16 protein-coding genes and 4 tRNA genes are annotated in these 19,343 nt (G+C 38.9%); 3 read left to right on the top strand and 17 right to left on the bottom strand.

Translation table 11 applies throughout. The features are described 5' to 3' along the window. Window positions 1-18: 18 nt before the first annotated feature. From nusG to EV694_RS09765, 7 genes are all read right to left on the bottom strand, one after another. On the bottom strand, window positions 19-570 hold the full coding sequence (nusG, locus tag EV694_RS09795) for a transcription termination/antitermination protein NusG (RefSeq protein WP_132692015.1): 552 nt from the start codon (window positions 568-570) through the stop codon (window positions 19-21). Window position 571: 1 nt separating this feature from the next. Then, window positions 572-985 carry a preprotein translocase subunit SecE gene (gene secE / locus EV694_RS09790; protein WP_132692013.1) on the bottom strand — a complete coding sequence of 138 codons (414 nt, stop codon included), beginning with the start codon at window positions 983-985 and terminating at the stop codon, window positions 572-574. 176 nt (window positions 986-1,161) lie between these two features. Next, a complete protein-coding gene (gene tuf, locus EV694_RS09785) occupies window positions 1,162-2,346 on the bottom strand; it encodes an elongation factor Tu (RefSeq protein WP_132691845.1) in 1,185 nt (394 codons plus the stop codon). A 106-nt stretch (window positions 2,347-2,452) separates the two neighbouring features. Beyond that, window positions 2,453-2,528: transfer RNA gene (locus tag EV694_RS09780), tRNA-Thr, on the bottom strand. Window positions 2,529-2,532: 4 nt separating this feature from the next. After that, window positions 2,533-2,607, bottom strand: a tRNA-Gly gene (locus EV694_RS09775). A 33-nt stretch (window positions 2,608-2,640) separates the two neighbouring features. After that, window positions 2,641-2,725: transfer RNA gene (locus tag EV694_RS09770), tRNA-Tyr, on the bottom strand. Window positions 2,726-2,750: 25 nt separating this feature from the next. Next, window positions 2,751-2,826: transfer RNA gene (locus tag EV694_RS09765), tRNA-Thr, on the bottom strand. A gap of 285 nt (window positions 2,827-3,111) precedes the next feature. Here EV694_RS09765 and coaA point away from each other — a divergent pair. Next, window positions 3,112-4,062, top strand: a complete 951-nt coding sequence (coaA, locus tag EV694_RS09760) for a type I pantothenate kinase (RefSeq protein ID WP_132692173.1) — start codon at window positions 3,112-3,114, stop codon at window positions 4,060-4,062. 86 nt (window positions 4,063-4,148) lie between these two features. Here coaA and gltS read toward each other — a convergent pair whose 3' ends face one another. The 7 genes from gltS to fdnG all read right to left on the bottom strand — a co-directional run bounded on the left by gltS (window position 4,149) and on the right by fdnG (window position 12,801). Then, on the bottom strand, window positions 4,149-5,360 hold the full coding sequence (gene gltS / locus EV694_RS09755; protein WP_132692011.1) for a sodium/glutamate symporter: 1,212 nt from the start codon (window positions 5,358-5,360) through the stop codon (window positions 4,149-4,151). Window positions 5,361-5,670: 310 nt separating this feature from the next. Further along, a complete protein-coding gene (dtd, locus tag EV694_RS09750; protein WP_132692009.1) occupies window positions 5,671-6,105 on the bottom strand; it encodes a D-aminoacyl-tRNA deacylase in 435 nt (144 codons plus the stop codon). Next, window positions 6,102-6,980, bottom strand: a complete 879-nt coding sequence (locus EV694_RS09745) for a virulence factor BrkB family protein (RefSeq protein ID WP_132692007.1) — start codon at window positions 6,978-6,980, stop codon at window positions 6,102-6,104. The genes dtd and EV694_RS09745 overlap by 4 nt, the downstream gene beginning before the upstream one ends. 170 nt (window positions 6,981-7,150) lie before the next feature. Continuing rightward, window positions 7,151-8,065, bottom strand: a complete 915-nt coding sequence (gene fdhE, locus EV694_RS09740; protein ID WP_132692005.1) for a formate dehydrogenase accessory protein FdhE — start codon at window positions 8,063-8,065, stop codon at window positions 7,151-7,153. A 9-nt stretch (window positions 8,066-8,074) separates the two neighbouring features. Then, window positions 8,075-8,779, bottom strand: coding sequence for a formate dehydrogenase subunit gamma (locus tag EV694_RS09735; protein WP_132692003.1), 705 nt, complete (start codon window positions 8,777-8,779; stop codon window positions 8,075-8,077). Beyond that, window positions 8,772-9,734 (bottom strand): formate dehydrogenase subunit beta, encoded by a 963-nt coding sequence (gene fdxH, locus EV694_RS09730; protein WP_132692001.1) that lies wholly within the window; start codon window positions 9,732-9,734, stop codon window positions 8,772-8,774. Before fdxH ends, EV694_RS09735 begins: the two co-directional genes overlap by 8 nt. 1 nt (window position 9,735) lies before the next feature. Next, on the bottom strand, window positions 9,736-12,801 hold the full coding sequence (gene fdnG / locus EV694_RS09725; protein WP_165865519.1) for a formate dehydrogenase-N subunit alpha: 3,066 nt from the start codon (window positions 12,799-12,801) through the stop codon (window positions 9,736-9,738). 217 nt (window positions 12,802-13,018) lie between these two features. Here fdnG and fdhD point away from each other — a divergent pair, with 217 nt between their 5' ends. Beyond that, complete coding sequence (gene fdhD / locus EV694_RS09715; protein WP_132691995.1) at window positions 13,019-13,858, top strand: formate dehydrogenase accessory sulfurtransferase FdhD; 840 nt, start codon at window positions 13,019-13,021, stop codon at window positions 13,856-13,858. A gap of 22 nt (window positions 13,859-13,880) precedes the next feature. Here the strand turns inward: fdhD and EV694_RS09710 are convergent, their stop codons facing one another. After that, complete coding sequence (locus EV694_RS09710; protein WP_132691993.1) at window positions 13,881-15,059, bottom strand: MFS transporter; 1,179 nt, start codon at window positions 15,057-15,059, stop codon at window positions 13,881-13,883. Window positions 15,060-15,248: 189 nt separating this feature from the next. Between EV694_RS09710 and polA the strand changes: the two genes are divergently transcribed. Continuing rightward, the gene (polA, locus tag EV694_RS09705; RefSeq protein WP_132691991.1) at window positions 15,249-18,020 is read left to right on the top strand and encodes a DNA polymerase I; all 2,772 of its coding nucleotides are present in this window, start codon (window positions 15,249-15,251) and stop codon (window positions 18,018-18,020) included. A gap of 139 nt (window positions 18,021-18,159) precedes the next feature. Here polA and EV694_RS09700 read toward each other — a convergent pair whose 3' ends face one another. Then, window positions 18,160-18,441 (bottom strand): hypothetical protein, encoded by a 282-nt coding sequence (locus EV694_RS09700; RefSeq protein ID WP_424580063.1) that lies wholly within the window; start codon window positions 18,439-18,441, stop codon window positions 18,160-18,162. Between the two features lie 159 nt (window positions 18,442-18,600). Continuing rightward, window positions 18,601-18,750: a transposase gene (locus EV694_RS11140; protein WP_424580065.1), complete on the bottom strand. Its 150-nt coding sequence runs from the start codon at window positions 18,748-18,750 to the stop codon at window positions 18,601-18,603. Between the last annotated feature and the right edge of the window lie 593 nt (window positions 18,751-19,343).

Raw genomic sequence — 19,343 nt, 5'->3', positions numbered from 1 at the left:
ATAAAAGTGCGGTCTATTTTAAATAAGTTTTTCCACTTGAGAAAACTCTAATTCCACTGGCGTGGCTCGACCAAAAATAGAAACAGACACTTTCACGCGACCTTTTTCGTAATCCACTTCTTCCACGGTACCATTGAAATCCATAAATGGACCTTCTTTAACACGCACTTCTTCGCCCGGCTGAAATGTGGTTTTATGTCTAGGTTTATCGCCTTTTTGTTGTAAACTATTTAAAATATGCTCTGCTTCACGATTACTAATTGGGGCAGGTTTATCTGGTGTTCCACCAATAAAGCCCATAGTATTAGGCACACTGCGCACTAATTGCCAAGTATAATCATTCATTTCCATTTGCACTAATACATAACCCGGAAAGAATTTACGCTCACTTTTACGACGTTTTCCCGCAACATTCTCAACCACTTCTTCAACGGGTACTAATACTTCACCAAAGTATTCTTCCATCTGTTGCTGCTTAATATATTCGCGTAAAATTGTGGCTACTCGGTTTTCAAAACCAGAAAAAGCCTGCAACACATACCAGCGTTTTTTTGGTGCATTTTCTGTCATATTAGAACCTCAAATCAGTTAAAAAAGTAATGATAGACATAACAATGGAATCTAGCCCCCACAAGACCAAAGCAACCACCACTGTTACTGCCATAACGATTAACGTCGTTTGTGTTGCTTCTTGACGCGTAGGCCAAACAATTTTACGTAATTCTATTTTAGACTCTTTGAAAAAGCCCAAGGCTTTTCTTCCTTGATTAGTTACAGCAACCAGTCCTAATGCAATTACTAATAGAACAATAATTGCAACAACACGGATAGATGTAGAAATTTCATCTGTAAAATAGACATTACCTAAAGCCGCCACAGCAACGACCAAAGCAACAATAATCCATAAAAATGAATTTAAAGCACGGCTTTTTGTCTTATCATCTTCATGATGATTCTTCTTTTTATCGACAATATTTTGACTCATAATTAACCCATCAATGAAATAAAAAATAGGTATTCTCGCGAACGCAAGATTGTAGCATTTTATTTTAATATTGCATATTAAATTCTAAGGATCTTTATGGCTTTTTCCAGAATTTATCATCAATGATAAAAAAGGGTATCCTACGATACCCTTCTTACATTGCTTGTTACAATCAATTATTTGATAATTTTAGCAACAACACCCGCACCTACTGTACGACCACCTTCACGAATCGCAAAGCGTAAACCTTGGTCCATCGCGATTGGGTGAATTAGACTTACTGTCATTTTGATGTTATCGCCTGGCATTACCATTTCCACGCCTTCTGGTAACTCGATTGTACCTGTTACGTCAGTAGTACGGAAATAGAATTGTGGACGGTAACCTTTGAAGAATGGAGTATGACGACCGCCTTCTTCTTTTGATAATACGTAAACTTCTGATTCAAAGTCTGTGTGTGGTGTGATTGAACCTGGTTTCGCTAATACTTGACCACGTTCGATCTCTTCACGTTTAGTACCACGTAATAACGCACCAATGTTCTCACCCGCACGACCTTCGTCTAATAATTTACGGAACATTTCAACACCTGTTACGGTTGTTTTGGTGGTTGGTTTGATACCAACAATTTCCACTTCATCACCAGTGCGGATAATACCACGCTCTACACGACCTGTTACTACGGTACCACGACCTGAAATTGAGAACACGTCTTCAATTGGTAATAAGAATGGTTGATCGATTGCACGCTCTGGCTCTGGGATATAGCTGTCTAAGTGACCTGCTAATTCAAGAATTTTTTCTTCCCACGCTGCATCGCCTTCTAAGGCTTTTAATGCTGAACCGCGTACGATTGGGGTATCATCACCTGGGAAATCATATTGAGAAAGAAGCTCACGCACTTCCATTTCAACTAATTCTAATAACTCTTCATCATCAACCATATCACATTTGTTTAAGAATACGATGATGTATGGTACACCTACTTGGCGACCTAAAAGGATATGCTCACGAGTTTGTGGCATAGGACCGTCTGTTGCGGCTACCACTAAGATAGCGCCGTCCATTTGTGCCGCACCAGTGATCATGTTTTTAACATAGTCCGCGTGTCCTGGGCAGTCAACGTGTGCATAGTGACGAGTTGGAGTATCATATTCTACGTGTGAAGTATTGATAGTAATACCACGTGCTTTTTCTTCTGGTGCATTATCAATTTGATCGAATGCACGAGCAGCACCACCATAATGTTTCGCTAATACTGTGGTAATTGCTGCAGTTAAAGTTGTTTTACCATGGTCAACGTGGCCGATTGTACCCACATTAACGTGCGGTTTTGTACGTTCAAATTTTTCTTTAGACATTGAGAATTCCTCTAAACAAATATGGTTACAAACGTGGTTTATCCCACATTAACCCTAGTTAATAGAAACTGTTTATTTATTCTGAAGAGATTATGAAATGCTGAGGTGGTGCTGATAGGCAGAATCGAACTGCCGACCTCATCCTTACCAAGGATGCGCTCTACCGACTGAGCTATATCAGCGCTTTGGAGCGGGCAGCGGGAATCGAACCCGCATCTTTAGCTTGGAAGGCTAAGGTAATAGCCATTATACGATGCCCGCGTTCTCAATTCATCTGTCCCATCAGATATAAAATGGTGGAGGGAGAAGGATTCGAACCTTCGAAGGCTGAGCCGGCAGATTTACAGTCTGCTCCCTTTGGCCGCTCGGGAATCCCTCCACGTTAAAAACTTGGTTACGCTTAATGGTGCCGACTACCGGAATCGAACTGGTGACCTACTGATTACAAGTCAGTTGCTCTACCTACTGAGCTAAGTCGGCGTCGTAAGCAAGTGAGGCGTATTATAGGGAAATTTTTATGGCTGACAAGCCTTTTTTATAAAAAAAAGTGATTTTTTTATTATTCGCCTAATAATCATCCAAAAACTGCACATTTTTCCATAAAAAACCATTTTTTTGTCCTATCCACACAAAATATATTGTATATTTGACCGCACTTTCTGGTTAAAAATATAGTCGTTTCAATTTAAAATAAGGCGAGGCGTATCAACGCTGTATTATTTTAAAGTGGGACGACTATACTTGAATTAAGCGAAAATTATTGTGATAAACCCTAACTCTCTTCAGACTTGTTCACAAACAAGTCCATTTTTACAATTTAATCGTCAACAATGGGCAGAATTACGCAAATCTGTTCCTTTACAACTTACAGAACAGGACTTAAAACCTCTACTTGGCTTTAATGAAGAATTGGCACTTGATGAAGTCAGTACCATTTATTTACCTTTAGCACGCCTGATTAATTACTACATAGAAGAAAATATTCGCCGTCAAACGGTCTTAAACCGTTTTCTAGGCATAGAAAAAAATAAAGTCCCTTATGTGATTAGTATTACAGGCAGTGTGGCTGTGGGAAAAAGCACCTCTGCACGTATCTTACAATCCTTATTATCACAATGGCCGCGTTTAAGACAGGTAGAACTTATTACTACCGATGGCTTTTTACATCCCCTTAACACCTTAAAACAACGTAATATTTTAGATAAAAAAGGCTTTCCTGTTTCCTATGATACGCCTAAACTTATTCAGTTTATGGCAGATTTAAAATCGGGCAAACCCGCCTTGAAAGTGCCTATTTACTCTCATCTAACCTACGATATCATCCCTGATGAATACAATATCATTGATCAACCCGATATTCTGATTTTAGAGGGGCTAAATGTCTTGCAAGTAAGCCACGATAAATCCAATAAACCTTTTGTCTCGGATTTTGTGGATTTTTCTATTTATGTTGATGCCGATGAACAACTGCTAAAAAGCTGGTATATCCATCGCTTTTTGAAATTTCGCCAAAGTGCATTTGCTGATCCTAATTCTTATTTTAAGCATTATGCGTCTTTATCTGAATCAGAGGCAATTCATATTGCGGAACACATTTGGGAAACCATTAATGGTTTGAATTTACGAGAAAATATTTTACCTACCCGCGAACGGGCTAATTTAATTTTAACCAAAGGAAAAAATCATACGGTTGAACAGGTTAAGTTAAGAAAATAGCTTTTTTATTTTTCAATGAAGTGCGGTCAGTTTTAAAAAAATTTTTCAAAAACCCACCGCACTTAAAATTGAGAAATCATCAGAAACTAATGCAAATAAGCAATCACTTCAGAAAAAACATTCACAAAAATATTATTAATCAAATCAATAAAAAACGCACCAACCATTGGCACAATCAAAAATGCCTTATGTGAAGGGCCATAATGTGAGGTTACCGCTTGCATATTGGCAATGGCGGTAGGGGTTGCCCCTAAACCAAATCCACAATGTCCTGCACTCAATACCACCGCATCATAATCTTTGCCCATAACACGATAGGTAACAAAAATTGCAAACAATGCCATCACCGCCACTTGAATTAACAAAATCACCAATACAGGCAAGGCTAACCCTGCTAACTCCCAAAGTTTTAAGGACATTAATGCAATAGCAAGGAATAAAGACAATCCCACCGTTCCTAGTACATCAATGGCTTCATCAGCCACTTTAAACTTCGCAATATGCACAAGGCTATTACGGATAATGGTTCCCACTAATAAACACCAAACATAGGTAGGAAGTTGTACTATCGTTCCTGTGGTCCAAGCATCAATTTGTTGTCCAACCAATAAACACACTGACAACATAGCAATGGTTTCAATGACTGAACGTACATTCACTTTACGGCGATATTTTGGACGCTCAAAGGCTTCTTCCACATCATTGGTATCTTCATCAGGCTCTGGAATTTGTTCCTTGTGCATTCTTTTTAATAAGAAACTTGCCACTGGCCCACCAAGAATACCACCAAAGACCAAACCAAAGGTTGCACAAGCCATGGCTAATTCTAAAGCACTCGAAATTCCAAAACGGTTAGTCAAGGTTTCTGCCCAAGCCGCTCCCGTTCCATGTCCCCCCACTAAGGTAATAGAGCCTGCAATCAGCCCATAGGCGGGATCAATATCCAATGTCATTGCCGAGAAAATACCGATTGTATTTTGCACCACAATAAATAATGCACAAACAAAGAGGAAGATCACCAAAGGTTTTCCCCCTTTAATTAAACGGGCAAAATTCGCACTCAAACCAATGGAACTAAAGAAAACCAGCATCATACTACGCTGTAAATCTGTATCAAAATTAAAGCTAACTCCCCATATTTGGTAAGCAATAGTCAAGCACAATGCCACAATAAATCCCCCTACAACGGGTTCAGGAATATTGAACGCATCTAAAAAATGAATACGTTTAACCAAAAAATAACCAAGTAAGAGTACAAAACAAGCTAATGCTAAGGTTTCATATGTATTAAAAGTCATATTAATATCCTTCTTTTTATTATGCTTAGTGAAATTGAAATCCGACTATTTTTGATCTTGATTTCAATAACATCAGCAAACCAATAAACATTTATTTCACATATCTGCAAAGTGAATAAATGTTATTTTGTGAATATAAAAAAACAAAAACAACCAAACGGCTGGTTGTTTTAAAAAGAGATAAATCGCAAAACGATTAAAAATTATTTATATTTCATAGAGATAAATGTCATTTTTAAATATCAATAAAATCATCTCTATAAAGTTGGGTTTATTCTACCATAAAAATACGCGTTTTCGCCAAATAGGTTTACACCTGTAACCAAAACGTCACTGGCCCATCATTTTGCAAAGAGACTTGCATATCCGCCGCAAATTGCCCCGTTTGTGTGGTAATTTTTTGCTGAGCTTGTTGCACAAAATAATGATAAAGTTGCTCCGCCTCCTGCGGTGTTGCGCCTTTTGAGAAACTTGGGCGTAAACCTTTTTGTGTATCTGCCACCAAGGTAAATTGCGACACTACCAATAATTGCCCACCTACTTGTTGAACATTGAGATTCATTTTGCCTGCATCATCACTAAAAACACGATAATTTAATACTTTGTCTAATAAACGATTCGCCTTTGCTTGATCATCGCCTTGTTCAACGCCTAAAAGCACCAATAACCCCTGCTCAATTTGCCCTACAATCTGACCAGCGACTTCAACCTTAGCCTGACGAACACGTTGAATTAATCCAATCATAGCTCTTCCTTACGAGGGTTAATTTGTTCCAACAATTCATCACTATCACCAAGATGAATAGATTTTAAATCCTGTAATACGGCAGTAAGCTGTGCCCCAAGCAACACAAACGTCCAACTTAATTGAATCCATAACAACATAATCGGCAAGGTTGCCATGGCACCATAAATTAATTGATAAGAAGGAAAAGTCGCAATATACCAAGCAAACGCCGCTTTACCTAAGGTAAAGAAAATGGCTGCCACTAAGGCACCAATACTGGCGTGTTTAAAGCTGACTTTGGTATTTGGCACAATCATATAAATGACCGAAAAGGCTAGCCAAGTCAGTAAAAACGGTAAAAAACTCAGAATTTTCAAACCAAAAGGCAATTTAATCCCTTCCCCTAAATCGGCTAAATAAGCAGATAAATAAGAACTTACCCCGATACTCGCCCCCGCAAATAAAGGTCCAATAGTAAGAATCGTCCAATAAATCGCAAAGGAAAACACCACCGAGCGAGGTTTACTACTTTGCCAAATGCCATTTAAAGTCCCATCAATAGAACGCATTAACATTAATGCCACTACCACCAAACCAATAATCCCCACCGCACTCATTTGTTTAGAGTTTTGTACGAATTGATCCACATATTCGCCCACCACATCACCTGCAGAAGGGGCAAAATTAGTGTAAATAAATTGTTTTAATGCTTCAGTCACCTCTTGAAAAACGGGGAAAGCAGCAAAAATGGCAAAAACCACCATAATCAAAGGCACAATCGCTAAGGTTGTACTATAAGTTAAATAGCCCGCCGCTTGAGGTAAATTATTCTGATTAAAGCGATACCAAAACACTTTTAGAAATAAGATAAAACGTGAAAATGAGAATGTCATAATTAACCTTTAGCAAATAAATCAAAAAGATAGCTCGGTAAAATAGCATGTTTTAGCAGGTTTAACAAATTGAGCAGGAAAGCATATCGGCGTTTCAATTTAAAATGAGACAAGGTGGTACGGTGAGAGGCGTACCAACGCTGTATTATTTAAAGAAGAACGACTTATATTTATTCCCCTGGAAACAAAAACGGATTAATTGCATTGCGTAGAAAACCTTTTTGTTCCATTTCTGAATCTAGAAATAAACTGGCAAGATCGTCTGCGATTGCTTCTACATGAGGATCTTTTTCTTGGTAGAGAATTTTCATGTAACTATGGCAATGATCACAGCTTTCAGCCTTGACTGGTGCAAATTCATTATCAATGGACCAATAGCTGAGATCTTTCATATCACCACAATTTGTGCATTTTACTCTTACCATATTCCATTCGCTTTCGCATAATGCACAATGTAAGTAACGTAATCCTTGAGCTGAGCCAAAATGCACAACACTTGCCGTGGGGGAGGAGTGGCATACTGGGCAAAGATGTAGTCCGTCTGCATTTTCTGCTTTAGCTTGATGTGAGGAAAGGAATTGGGTTAATTGTAACCAATATAAAGATAGTGCTGCCCAAATAAAGACCGCTTTATCTGCTTCAACTTGAGCATAATTTGCCGCCAGCAAATGATCCGCCATCTGTTCTAGTTCAGTGTTTGAGGCTTTTTCTAACCATTCAATAGTGGATAAGATTTGTTGATTTTGGTGGCTTATTTTTAGTTCTGCTAAAATTGCCATTAATAACTCACGCCAGATAGGATCACGTTGCCATTTGTTTACATCAAGGGGATGTTCTGTGCTAAGTTGTTGAATATTAACACTTTCAGCATAAATTGGCTTTTGTTGTAAGACCTTTAGTTGAGCATCAACGAGAGTTGCGGCAAATAATAAATAATCCGCAAAAGGGCTGTCTATTGCTAATTTTCTTAGGCGTTCAGCTCGCCGTTGGTAAAGATTTTTGGGATTAGCAAAAAGTAATAGAGGGGCTTTAATTTGCCCCGTTTTTTTTACAATTTCACTTTCAGGTAAAATTTTTATACTCATAATGGACTCTTAATGATGAGTGTTTTCTTCATTCTGTTTTTTGGCTTGGTATTCGGCAATGACTTCTTTTTCCAATTTTGGTAATACTTCATTTCTAAACCAACGTGGGTGATGTTTTCTTGCCCAACGTACGGTTACCCAACCTTCTACCATACCGCGAATCGATCCTTTTACCCAAAATGCCATGTACATATGCACTAAAATGCCTGTAAAAAGCAAAAATGCACTAACCGAATGGAGTAAAATCGCAATACGAATAACGGGAATTGGAAAATTATGGGAGAAATATTGTCGCCACATAATAATACCTGTAACCAATAAGGTGGTCATAGCAAGGATAAGTGTCCAGAACAACATTTTTTGCCCTAGATTATATTTGCCATTATCCGATACAGCGTGTTCATTACCTTTTAATACTTCTTTAATATTTTTTAGCCATACCCAGTCATTTTTTTCAGGGATATTATGTCGCCAATAAATTAAACTGAGATTAATAAAGGCGATAAACATAATAATCCCTGTAAATGGGTGGATAAAACGCGCGACCTGTGGTGTACCAAGAATTTCCGTCAACCAAGAAAAATCAGGGAAAAAGAAAGCTAGACCCGATAATCCTGTGGTAAAGAAGCAGATAACCAGTAGCCAATGGCTAATTCTCGCAGGAAAACGATGACGAATGATTTTACGATCATTACTGATTTTAATTTTAGTCATGTTTACCTCCTGAGTTTTGCGCATTTTGATATTGTTGTTGATTGAGTTGGTTATCATCAACCTCAATTTCAATGTCTTCTGCCTCGTGCCCCTCTAATTCCTCATTATTTGGGCCGATCCCCACATAATGGGCAATTTCACTAAGAATAAGACCGCCCATTGCCACTGCCGCAACAGGTTTTAATACGTCTTTCCATAATGTAATGGTTGGATCAATTTTCGGATCTTTTGGTAAGCCAGAATAGAGTTCAGGCTTGTCTGCATGATGTAACACATAAATGACATGTGTACCACCAACACCTTCAGGATCATAAATCCCTGCATTTTGATAGCCACGAGATTTGAGTTCTTCCACACGTTGTTGTCCGTAATGTAACATTTCCTCTTTGCTACCAAAACGAATTGCCCCTGTCGGACAGGTTTTGACACAAGCAGGTTCTTGCCCAACCGTAACCCGATCCACACAAAGCGTACATTTGTAAACTCGGTTATCCTCTGGATTCATTCGAGGAATATTAAATGGACAACCTGCGATACAATAACCACAGCCAATACATTTATCCGATTGGAAATCCACAATACCATTGGCATATTGGATAATTGCTCCCGGTGAAGGGCAAGATTTTAAACAACCCGGTTCTGTACAGTGCATACAGCCATCTTTACGGATTAACCATTCTAAGCGTTCATTTTCTTCCACTTCGTTAAAACGCATAACGGTCCAAGCCTTGGCATCAAGATCCACTGGATTATCATACACGCCCACACAGGATTGTGGTTCTGTACGAATATCATTCCACTCGGAACAACCTACCTGACAGGCTTTACAGCCTATACAGGTAGTCACATCAATTAACTTGGTTACTTCAACTTGGAAATCACGGGCTCTTGGTGCTGGTGTAAGCCCCGATGTTGCCGATGATTTAATAATATTTTGCGATTGTACCGTTCCCATATTATGCCCCCACTTTCTCGATGTTGACTAACATACATTTTGACTCTGGTGTTTGTGTATTGGCATCGCCAGCACGCACAGTAAGATTATTGGCAAAAAAGCCTTTTTTACTAATACCAGAGAAACCCCAGTGAATAGGAATACCAATAGTGTGAATCGGTTTACCATCAGACATTAACGGACGAATACGTTTAGTTACCACCGCAACGGCTTTAATGTAGCCACGTTTAGAAGTAACTTTAACCATATCACCTTGTTTAATGCCTTTTTCTTCCGCTAATCGTTCACCAATTTCTACAAATTGCTCAGGTTGTGCAATCACATTAAGCAATACGTTTTTCGTCCAATAATGGAAATGTTCGGTTAAACGATATGTTGTACCAACATAAGGGAATTCTTCCGATGTGCCTAAATCCATTTTATCACTTGGTAACACACGAGCTACTGGGCTTGAAATGACCTGTGGATGTAATGGATTTGTGCCGATTGGTGTTTCCACTGGCTCATAATGCTCTGGGAATGGACCGTCCACCATACGTTCACGCACAAATAAACAGCCTGTACCCTCAGGTTGCATAATAAATGGCAAGGTTGGGCTATTTGGTGGTGCAGTACCATAATCTGCAACATCAATATAATTCCAGTTTTTGCCGTTCCATTTGATTAATTGGCGTTTTGGATTCCAAGGATTACCCGCTAAATCCGCCGAAGCTCGGTTATAGATAATACGGCGGTTCATTGGCCAAGCAAACGCCCAACCTAAGGTATTCCCTAAGTTTGATGGATCAGAATTATCACGGTTCGCCATTTGGTTGCCCTGTTCTGTCCATTGCCCTGCATAAATCCAACAAGCACCAGAAGTAGTACCGTCATCACGCATTTGAGCAAAACTCGACAGTAATTGACCCTTTTTCAGCAACAAATTACCGTTACTATCATACAAATCTGCTAAGGCATAACCATTATTTTCTTTTGCTACTTCTTCTGCTTTTGGCTCAAGCGGATTAGCATAATTCCAGCTCATAGCTTCTAGTTGCTCACGCAATATTGGGCGACCACCGTCATCTTGTTGATATAAATGCAACAATTCTTGCCGTAATTCCGATAAAATCTCGCCATCGGTTTTTGCTTCCGCTGGTGGTTCAGCGGCTTTCCAGTGCCATTGTAACCAACGCCCAGAGTTGGCAATAGAGCCATCTTCTTCCGCAAAACAAGTGGTTGGTAAACGGAACACTTCTGTTTGAATATCCTCTGTTTTGACATCATTAAATTCGCCATAGTTTTTCCAAAACTCTGAGGTATCCGTAATTAATGGATCACAAATCACCAAATATTTAAGATTACTTAAGGCTTTGATGATCTTAGCTGAGTTTGGATAAGAGGCAATAGGGTTCATACCCTGACAGAAGAAACCATTAACTTTGCCTTGGTACATTTCCTCAATATAACGGAATTGATCCATACCACCCGTTGGCAATTTTGGTAAATAATCATAACCAAAGCCATTCTCTGCGGTTGCTTTATCAGCAAAGAAAGATTTGAGCATACTTACCATAAATTTCGGTGTATTTTGCCAATAGTTAGTTTGATCTTTTAGCAAGGTTTTCGGCGTAATACGAGCTAAGAAACTGTCTAAACTCAGATCATTTTCCGTTGGTAATGGAATATAAGCTGGCAACATATGTGGGAATAATCCCAAGTCGGTAATTCCCTGAACATTAGAGTGACCACGCAACGCATTTACGCCACCACCAGAAACCCCAATATTACCCAATAATAATTGGATCATTGCCATAGTACGGATATTTTGTGAGCCAACAGTATGTTGTGTCCAACCTAATGCGTACAAGAAAGTCGCCGCTTTTTCTGGTGCAGCGGTTTTGGCAATTTCTTCACAGAATTTAAGATGTTCTTGCTGTGGTGTCCCAGTAATACGCTCCACCATCTCAGGGGTATAGCGTGCAACATGCTGTTTTAATAAATTAATCACACAACGAGGATCTTGCATGGTCATATCACGTTTTGCTTGACCATTTTCATCAAGCTGATAAGACCAAGTGCTACGATCATAACGGCGTGTTGCTTCATCATACCCCGTAAATAAGCCTTCATTAAAATCAAAGTCTTCGTTTACCAAGAATGTCGCATTGGTGTAATGTTTAACATATTCGTGATGAATATGATCATTTTCTAATAAATAACGAATTACCCCTGATAAAAAAGCAATATCCGTCCCTGGACGAATTGGCATATAAATATCCGCCACCGCCGCAGTTCGGTTAAAGCGTGGATCAACCACCATAATTTTGGCATTATTATGGGTTTTTGCTTCTACAGCCCAGCGGAAACCCACAGGGTGTGCTTCAGCAGCGTTACCGCCCATAACAATGACTAAATCAGAATTTCGAATATCAACCCAATGGTTGGTCATGGCACCGCGACCAAATGATGGAGCAAGACTTGCTACCGTTGGTCCGTGTCAAATACTCGCTTGGTTATCAGTAAAAATAATCCCCAAAGAGCGAACCCATTTTTGAGTTAAAATACCCGTTTCATTACTACAAGCCGAGCCAGCTAAAAAACCCGTTGTCATCCAACGGTTTATGGTCGTGCCTTGTTCATTTTTCTCAATAAAATTGGCATCACGATCGGCTTTCATATGCTTAGCAATACGCTGAATCGCCTCGTGCCAAGAAATGCGTTTCCATTCATTAGATCCCGCTTCACGCACTTCTGGGTATCTAACACGGCGAGGACTATTCACATAATCTAATGCCCCTGCCCCTTTTGGGCATAATGCCCCACGACTCACAGGATGATCAGGATCGCCCTCAATATGGATAAGTTTGCCTTTGGTATTTCTCGCATGATCGCCTAAGCTATACATCAGCATACCGCAACCAACGGCACAGTAAGTACAGGTATTACGAGTTTCAGTGGCTCGCAACAATTTATAGGAACGGGGAGCTGCTAAGGCTTCCGTAGGCGCTAATCCCAGCATTGCCGCTGAAGTTCCCGCCATTCCTCCTGCACAGATCTTAAAGAACTTTCTTCTTGTGACCTGCATAGAGACTCCTTTAACGTTGAGTAGAAAAAAGTGTATTAAATAAATTCGTAAATTAATATCGTTTCAATCATTAATAATTAAAACGAAATTCTGTTAGGTTGGCGTATTTTAACGCTAATCTTAACCACAATAAATAGAATGTGTTAAAATTGTGCAGTAGAATAACATTTATTCATTAATTGTCTATAACGAATACAGCTTAATTTTGAGGATAAATTTGACTTTGATCACAAATTTAAAGGTTAGTTTTTGCAAAAAAGTAACAAACATACCACAAAATGATAATGATTTCTTTTCATCAAATATTGATATTATTGAAGAAGAAAAAAAAGATACCCTTGCAAGAGAAGTGCCTGTTGCTCTTGTTTACAATGGCATTTCTCATACGGTAATGATGTGTACCCCCCATCAATTAAGCGATTTTGCCACAGGTTTTTCCTTAGCCGAAGGCATTATCCAACAGCCTTCAGAAATATATGGTTTAGATATACAAGAAAAAGAACAGGGAATTGAAGTTCACATTGAGCTTTCCTCTCGCCGTTTTATGCAATTAAAACAACATCGCCGTAGCTTAGCTGGACGCACAGGCTGTGGCATTTGTGGCACAGAACAACTTAAGCAAGTATATAAAAATTTGCCCAAATTAGACCACACTTTACAGGTAGAATTACAGCTTTTTGATGATTGTTTACAGCAATTAGAGCAAGCACAACAATTAGGACAACAAACAGGCGCAACTCACGCCTGTGGCTTTTTTGATCCGCAAGGCAAATTATTAGCGATCCGAGAGGATGTCGGACGCCATGTCGCATTGGATAAATTATTAGGCTGGCACGCCCAACATCAACAGCCAAAAGGCTTTATTCTTACCACAAGCCGAGCCAGTTATGAAATGGTACAAAAAACCGTTAGCTGTCATATTGAAATGTTAGTCGCCATTTCGGCGGTAACTGATCTGGCAGTACAAATGGCACAACAAAGCAACCTCACCCTTGTCGGCTTTACTCGCCCAAAACGCGCCACCATTTATTGTGGAAAAGAGCGGTTGGTTTTTTGATTATTTTTTAAAACCTTAATCATCAAACTGAACGCACTCTCCACATACAAACCAATGCAACCAGAATTAAGCCGATAGCAATATAAAATACTGTTTGATAATGCCAAAATTGTGTAATAATCCCAGCTAAAGGTCCACCTAAAATCCAGCTACTTTTGGCGGCATTAGTAAATAAAGTGGTTGCCGATCCCATTTGTTGTGGCATTAAATCTTGAAAATAAATCATACCAATACTGGCTAATACACCGATAAAAATACCATTAAAAAGTTGTAAACCGATTAGCCACCAAGGCTGTGTTCCCATTAATAAGCCCATATAAAAAATCAGCCCTGCAATAATGGCACAATAAATTAGGGTTTTCTTAGCTAGAAATTTGGTTAGATAGCCTGCCAATAACATAACAGGAATTTCTAATCCTGCGGCACTTGCCATTAATATTCCAGCTAAACTGTCAGGTAAGCCTAGTTGATGAATAACATATAATGGCATATTAATCAAATACATACTGTTGCAAGTCCAAGCTAAAAAGCAAACTAAAAATAAATAAAGAGTGCTTTTACGCACATTTTGTACGGAAAGATTTTGCGATGTTTGTATATTGACTTGTTGCCGAGAAACCTGAGGTAATATAGTTAAGGTTAAAATAGCACAAAGCATAAAAGCCAATGCGGCGGTTAAATAGAGAAAATCAAAGCCCCAATGTAATGCAATACTAAAAGACAATGGCGGTCCCACAATCCACGCCAAAGAAATTTGTGCTCGTAAAATGGTAGTAAACATCAAACTTTCTTTTTTATTGCTCTCGTTATATTCTCTAGCAAAGGCAAAGGTTTGTGGATTAACAGCGGCTCCTAAGCCCATTAATAATGTGCCTAAAAACAGTAAAACATAATAATTACGGGAATAAGCAAAAATCACACAACCGACAATGGAAACAAGACAACAAAACAACAGAATTTTCCGCCGATCCTGCTGTTTGTCGGAATATTTTGCCAAAAGTTGGCTCACTAAAATGCCCATTATGGCATTTACTGCATAAAATAACCCCACTAAAAAGGGGGTTACTTGAATTTGCTGAGATAAAAATAAACTCAACGTTGGTAGCTGAAAAGAGGAAGCAATCCCGGTTAAAAATGCCATAAATAATAAGGCAAAAATTACCATATTGCTGTTTTCAGGCTTTTGATTGGGGCTGAGCATATCTTATCCTAATAAATCATCAAAAGGTTATTTTAGGCAAATTTGTCAGCTAGCTCAAATCTAATTGTTTCACTTTAACATAATTTTGTGTTGATACGTCTTATTTTAACTTGAAACGACTAATCCATGAAAACCCACCACAATTACGCTATAATAAGCTCAAGTTTAGCTAATTTTATTGAGAATATTATGACCCAAATTGCAGACAACCCATTAGTATTAGTTGATGGTTCTTCGTATTTATATCGTGCGTTTCATGCTTTTCCACCACTCACAAATTCCCTAGGCGAACCGACGGGGGCGATGTATGGTGTACTAAATATGTTGAAAAGTTTAATTAGCCAAGTTGAGCCTAGCCATATTGCGGTGGTTTTTGATGCCAAAGGCAAAACCTTTCGTGATGAAATGTTTGAGCAATATAAATCTCATCGTCCACCAATGCCTGATGAATTACGTCAGCAAATTCAGCCGTTACACCAAATGATTAAAGCCTTAGGTATTCCCTTATTATCGGTGGAGGGGGTTGAAGCTGATGATGTGATTGGCACCTTAGCCTTACAAGCCGTAGCAGAGGGAAAAAATGTGCTTATTTCCACTGGCGATAAGGATATGGCACAGCTTGTTAGTCCGCAAATTATGTTAATTAACACCATGAATAACAGCTTACTCGATCCGCAAGGGGTCGTAGAGAAATATGGTATTCCGCCAGAATTAATCATTGATTATTTGGCATTAATGGGCGATAGTGCAGACAATATCCCTGGCGTGGCGGGGGTTGGCGAGAAAACTGCTCTCGCTTTGTTGCAAGGCATTGGTTCTATGGCAGAGATTTATGCTAATTTAGATAAAGTGGCAGATTTACCTATTCGTGGGGCAAAAAAATTAGGGGATAAATTATTGGCAGAAAAGCAAAATGCCGATCTTTCTTATGCCCTTGCCACGATTAAAACGGACGTGGCGCTAACCATTCGCCCAAATGAATTAGTCTTAGGCGAGCCAGATAATGATGAATTAGTGCGCTATTTTGGGCATTATGAATTTAAACGTTGGCTTAACGAGGTGCTAAGCGGTAAGCAAAGTGATAAACAAAATAACCTTTATCAAGAGGAACAAGTCGCACAAACCTCCTCAGCGAGCATAGCCAATATACAAATTGATCGTAGTGGCTATCAAACCATTTTGACACCAACGCAACTTGACGAATGGTTAAATAAATTAGCACAAGCAAGTCTTATTGCGGTAGACACTGAAACTGACAGTTTAGATTATATGTCCGCTAATTTAGTTGGGCTTTCCTTTGCCTTAGAAAATGGCGAGGCGGCTTATTTACCGCTTGCTCATAGCTATATTGGTGCGCCACAACAATTAGAACTTGAAGCAACGTTACAAGCCTTAACGCCTATTTTAACCAATCCTGATATCAAGAAAATCGGACAAAATTTCAAATATGATTTAAGCATTTTGGCACGCTATGGTATTCACGTGCAGGGTTTTGCCTTTGATACTATGATGGAGTCCTATGTATTAGATAGCACAGGGCGACATAATATGGACGAGCTGGCAAAACGCTATCTCGGACATCACACCATTCCGTTTGAAGCCATTGCTGGTAAAGGCAAAGCACAACTTACCTTTGACCAAATTCCCATTGAGCAAGCCAGCGAGTATGCCGCAGAAGATGCGGATATTACCATGAAATTGCACCAAACCCTTTGGCAAAAATTAGCGGATTATCCAAGTTTATTGGAACTCTATCAGCAAATTGAATTGCCTCTGATAAGGGTTCTCTCTCGTATGGAACAGCGTGGTGTATTAATTGATGGCAATACCTTGGCAAAACAATCGCAAGAAATTTCCCAAAAACTGACCGCACTTGAGCAACAAGCCTATGAACTCGCAGGGCAACCCTTTAACCTTGCCTCTACCAAGCAATTACAAGAAATTTTGTTTGAAAAATTAGGTTTACCAATATTAAAGAAAACACCAAAAGGTGCGCCTTCAACCAATGAAGAAGTGTTAGAAGAGTTAGCATTTGATCACGAATTACCCAAAATTTTGGTTGAACATCGAGGGCTAAGTAAACTCAAATCCACCTATACCGACAAGCTCCCCTTAATGATTAACGCTAATACAGGGCGAGTACATACCTCTTACCATCAAGCGGTTACCATTACAGGACGTTTATCTTCTTCCGATCCGAATTTACAAAATATCCCTATTCGTAACGAAGAGGGACGGCGTATCCGCAAGGCTTTTATTGCCAAACAAGGTTACAAAATTATCGCCGCAGATTACTCGCAAATTGAATTACGCATTATGGCACATTTATCTGGTGATGAGGGACTAACTTCCGCCTTTGCCGCGGGAAAAGATATTCACCGTTCTACCGCCGCTGAAATTTTTGATATTCCTCTTGAGCAAGTAAACAGTGAGCAACGCCGTAGTGCCAAAGCCATTAATTTTGGGTTAATTTATGGTATGAGTGCCTATGGACTTGCTCGCCAACTGGGTATCCCAAGAGGAAAAGCACAAGACTATATGGATCGCTATTTTCAACGTTATCCCAAAGTGCAACAGTTTATGCAGGATATTCAACAAAAAGCCAAACAACAAGGCTTTGTTGAAACCCTATTCGGTCGCCGTCTTTATTTACCTGATATTAACTCAAGTAATGGATTACGCCGCAAAGGGGCGGAACGTGTCGCTATCAATGCCCCAATGCAAGGGACAGCAGCGGATATTATTAAACGTGCAATGATCGCCATTGATCAAGCAACCCAAGACGATGACAATATCCAAATGATTATGCAAGTGCATGATGAACTTGTTTTTGAAGTAAAAGAAAATTTCGTGGAAAAATATACCGCACTTATTCAATCTTTAATGGAACAAGCCACCACACTCAGCGTTCCATTAATTGTTGATGTAGGCGTAGGCGATAATTGGGAAGAGGCTCATTAGTATCTATTAAAATAAATTAATAATAGGTGTAATGGACAAAATGGTTGCTAATAAGGTGTAATGGACAAAATAGTTGCTAATCTGCCCATTATGCTTTCAAGTGGACAAAATAGTTGCCAATAATAATTTTCTCAAGTTGTTAGCAACTCTTTTTATTTAAAAAATCCTTTATAAACATAATCTTACGCTTTTTACTTAACCCTTTATGTTTATAAGGAAAATAATCTTTTTCATTGCATTTCTCTGAGCGTTCATTCAAATAATCTTGATGTTTTAAATACCAATAATGCAAACGACGAAAGAAATCATGTTTTTGGCTTCCTTTTAAGGTTTTCACAATGATTTTTAATTCCTTTCCAGCCTGAGATTGATGTTTTTTCTTAATTTTCTCATCACCATTGCCACTAGATGAAAATGGCACAATTGAATAGGCGTATTAAATATCTTTTTTATAGTAAAACCCATTAAAAATCGCCAAGCAACCACATAAAATAAAAGAATAAACGGTCGATGCAATTTAACCGCCACGCTTTGTGTTTTTGTTTTATCCAAGTCCAAGTATATTCTATTGGATTAAGAGTCAGAGAATGGTGTGTCCTGCTGCTTCTATCAAGGCTTTTGTGTCTGAACCTTTATGAAAAGTGGCATTATCCATCACAATAACACTGTTATCAGAAAGCTGCGGAAGTAATAACTGTTTGACCCAGCTATGAAAAACATCGCTATTAATACTGCAATCATACAGCCCACCACAAAAAACCGTTGATTAAGCAGCGCGCCAACATTGCTCTGGTTTTTAAGTTGCCAGTTATACTGGCTAAGACAAGACTTACCTCTTTGAGCATACCCATAGGGTCTGTTGTCATGTATTTTAAAGCCGCTCTCATCTAAATAAATGATTTTCTCCCTGCTTTTTTAAATGCCTTTAGCCCATTAAGAAACGGCTTTCGTTTTTCAGTATCCGCTTAAGAATATACTAACGTCTTTACGTGTTATTCCTAGCCTTTTTAAAGCCGTACAAATGCCGTTTTAGCTACAACCCAAACGCTGTGTGCCATTGATAGTCGTCGGGATATGCTTCAACATCGGCTTTGAGGAGCCAATTATCAGTCTTATAAGGTTTAACAATACCTTTCTTTTGTTCAGGGTTTTCTATCTCTGGATAGTGTTAGTACTAAACTGAAACTCTTGTGCCAATTCTCAAAAGATTGCACCACCTTTGAAATAATAGAAATATTTATCAGAACATTCTTAAACAAAGTGCGGTAAGTTTTGAGGATTTTTATGAAAAAGTATAAATTAAATAACAAAAAACCCTTGTTG

Source organism: Volucribacter psittacicida, assembly GCF_004339025.1.
In the GTDB taxonomy this organism is placed as follows: Bacteria; Pseudomonadota; Gammaproteobacteria; order Enterobacterales; family Pasteurellaceae; genus Volucribacter; species Volucribacter psittacicida.
The sequence above is the reverse complement of the archived record's forward strand: the minus strand, read 5'-3'. Positions and strand labels throughout refer to the sequence as shown.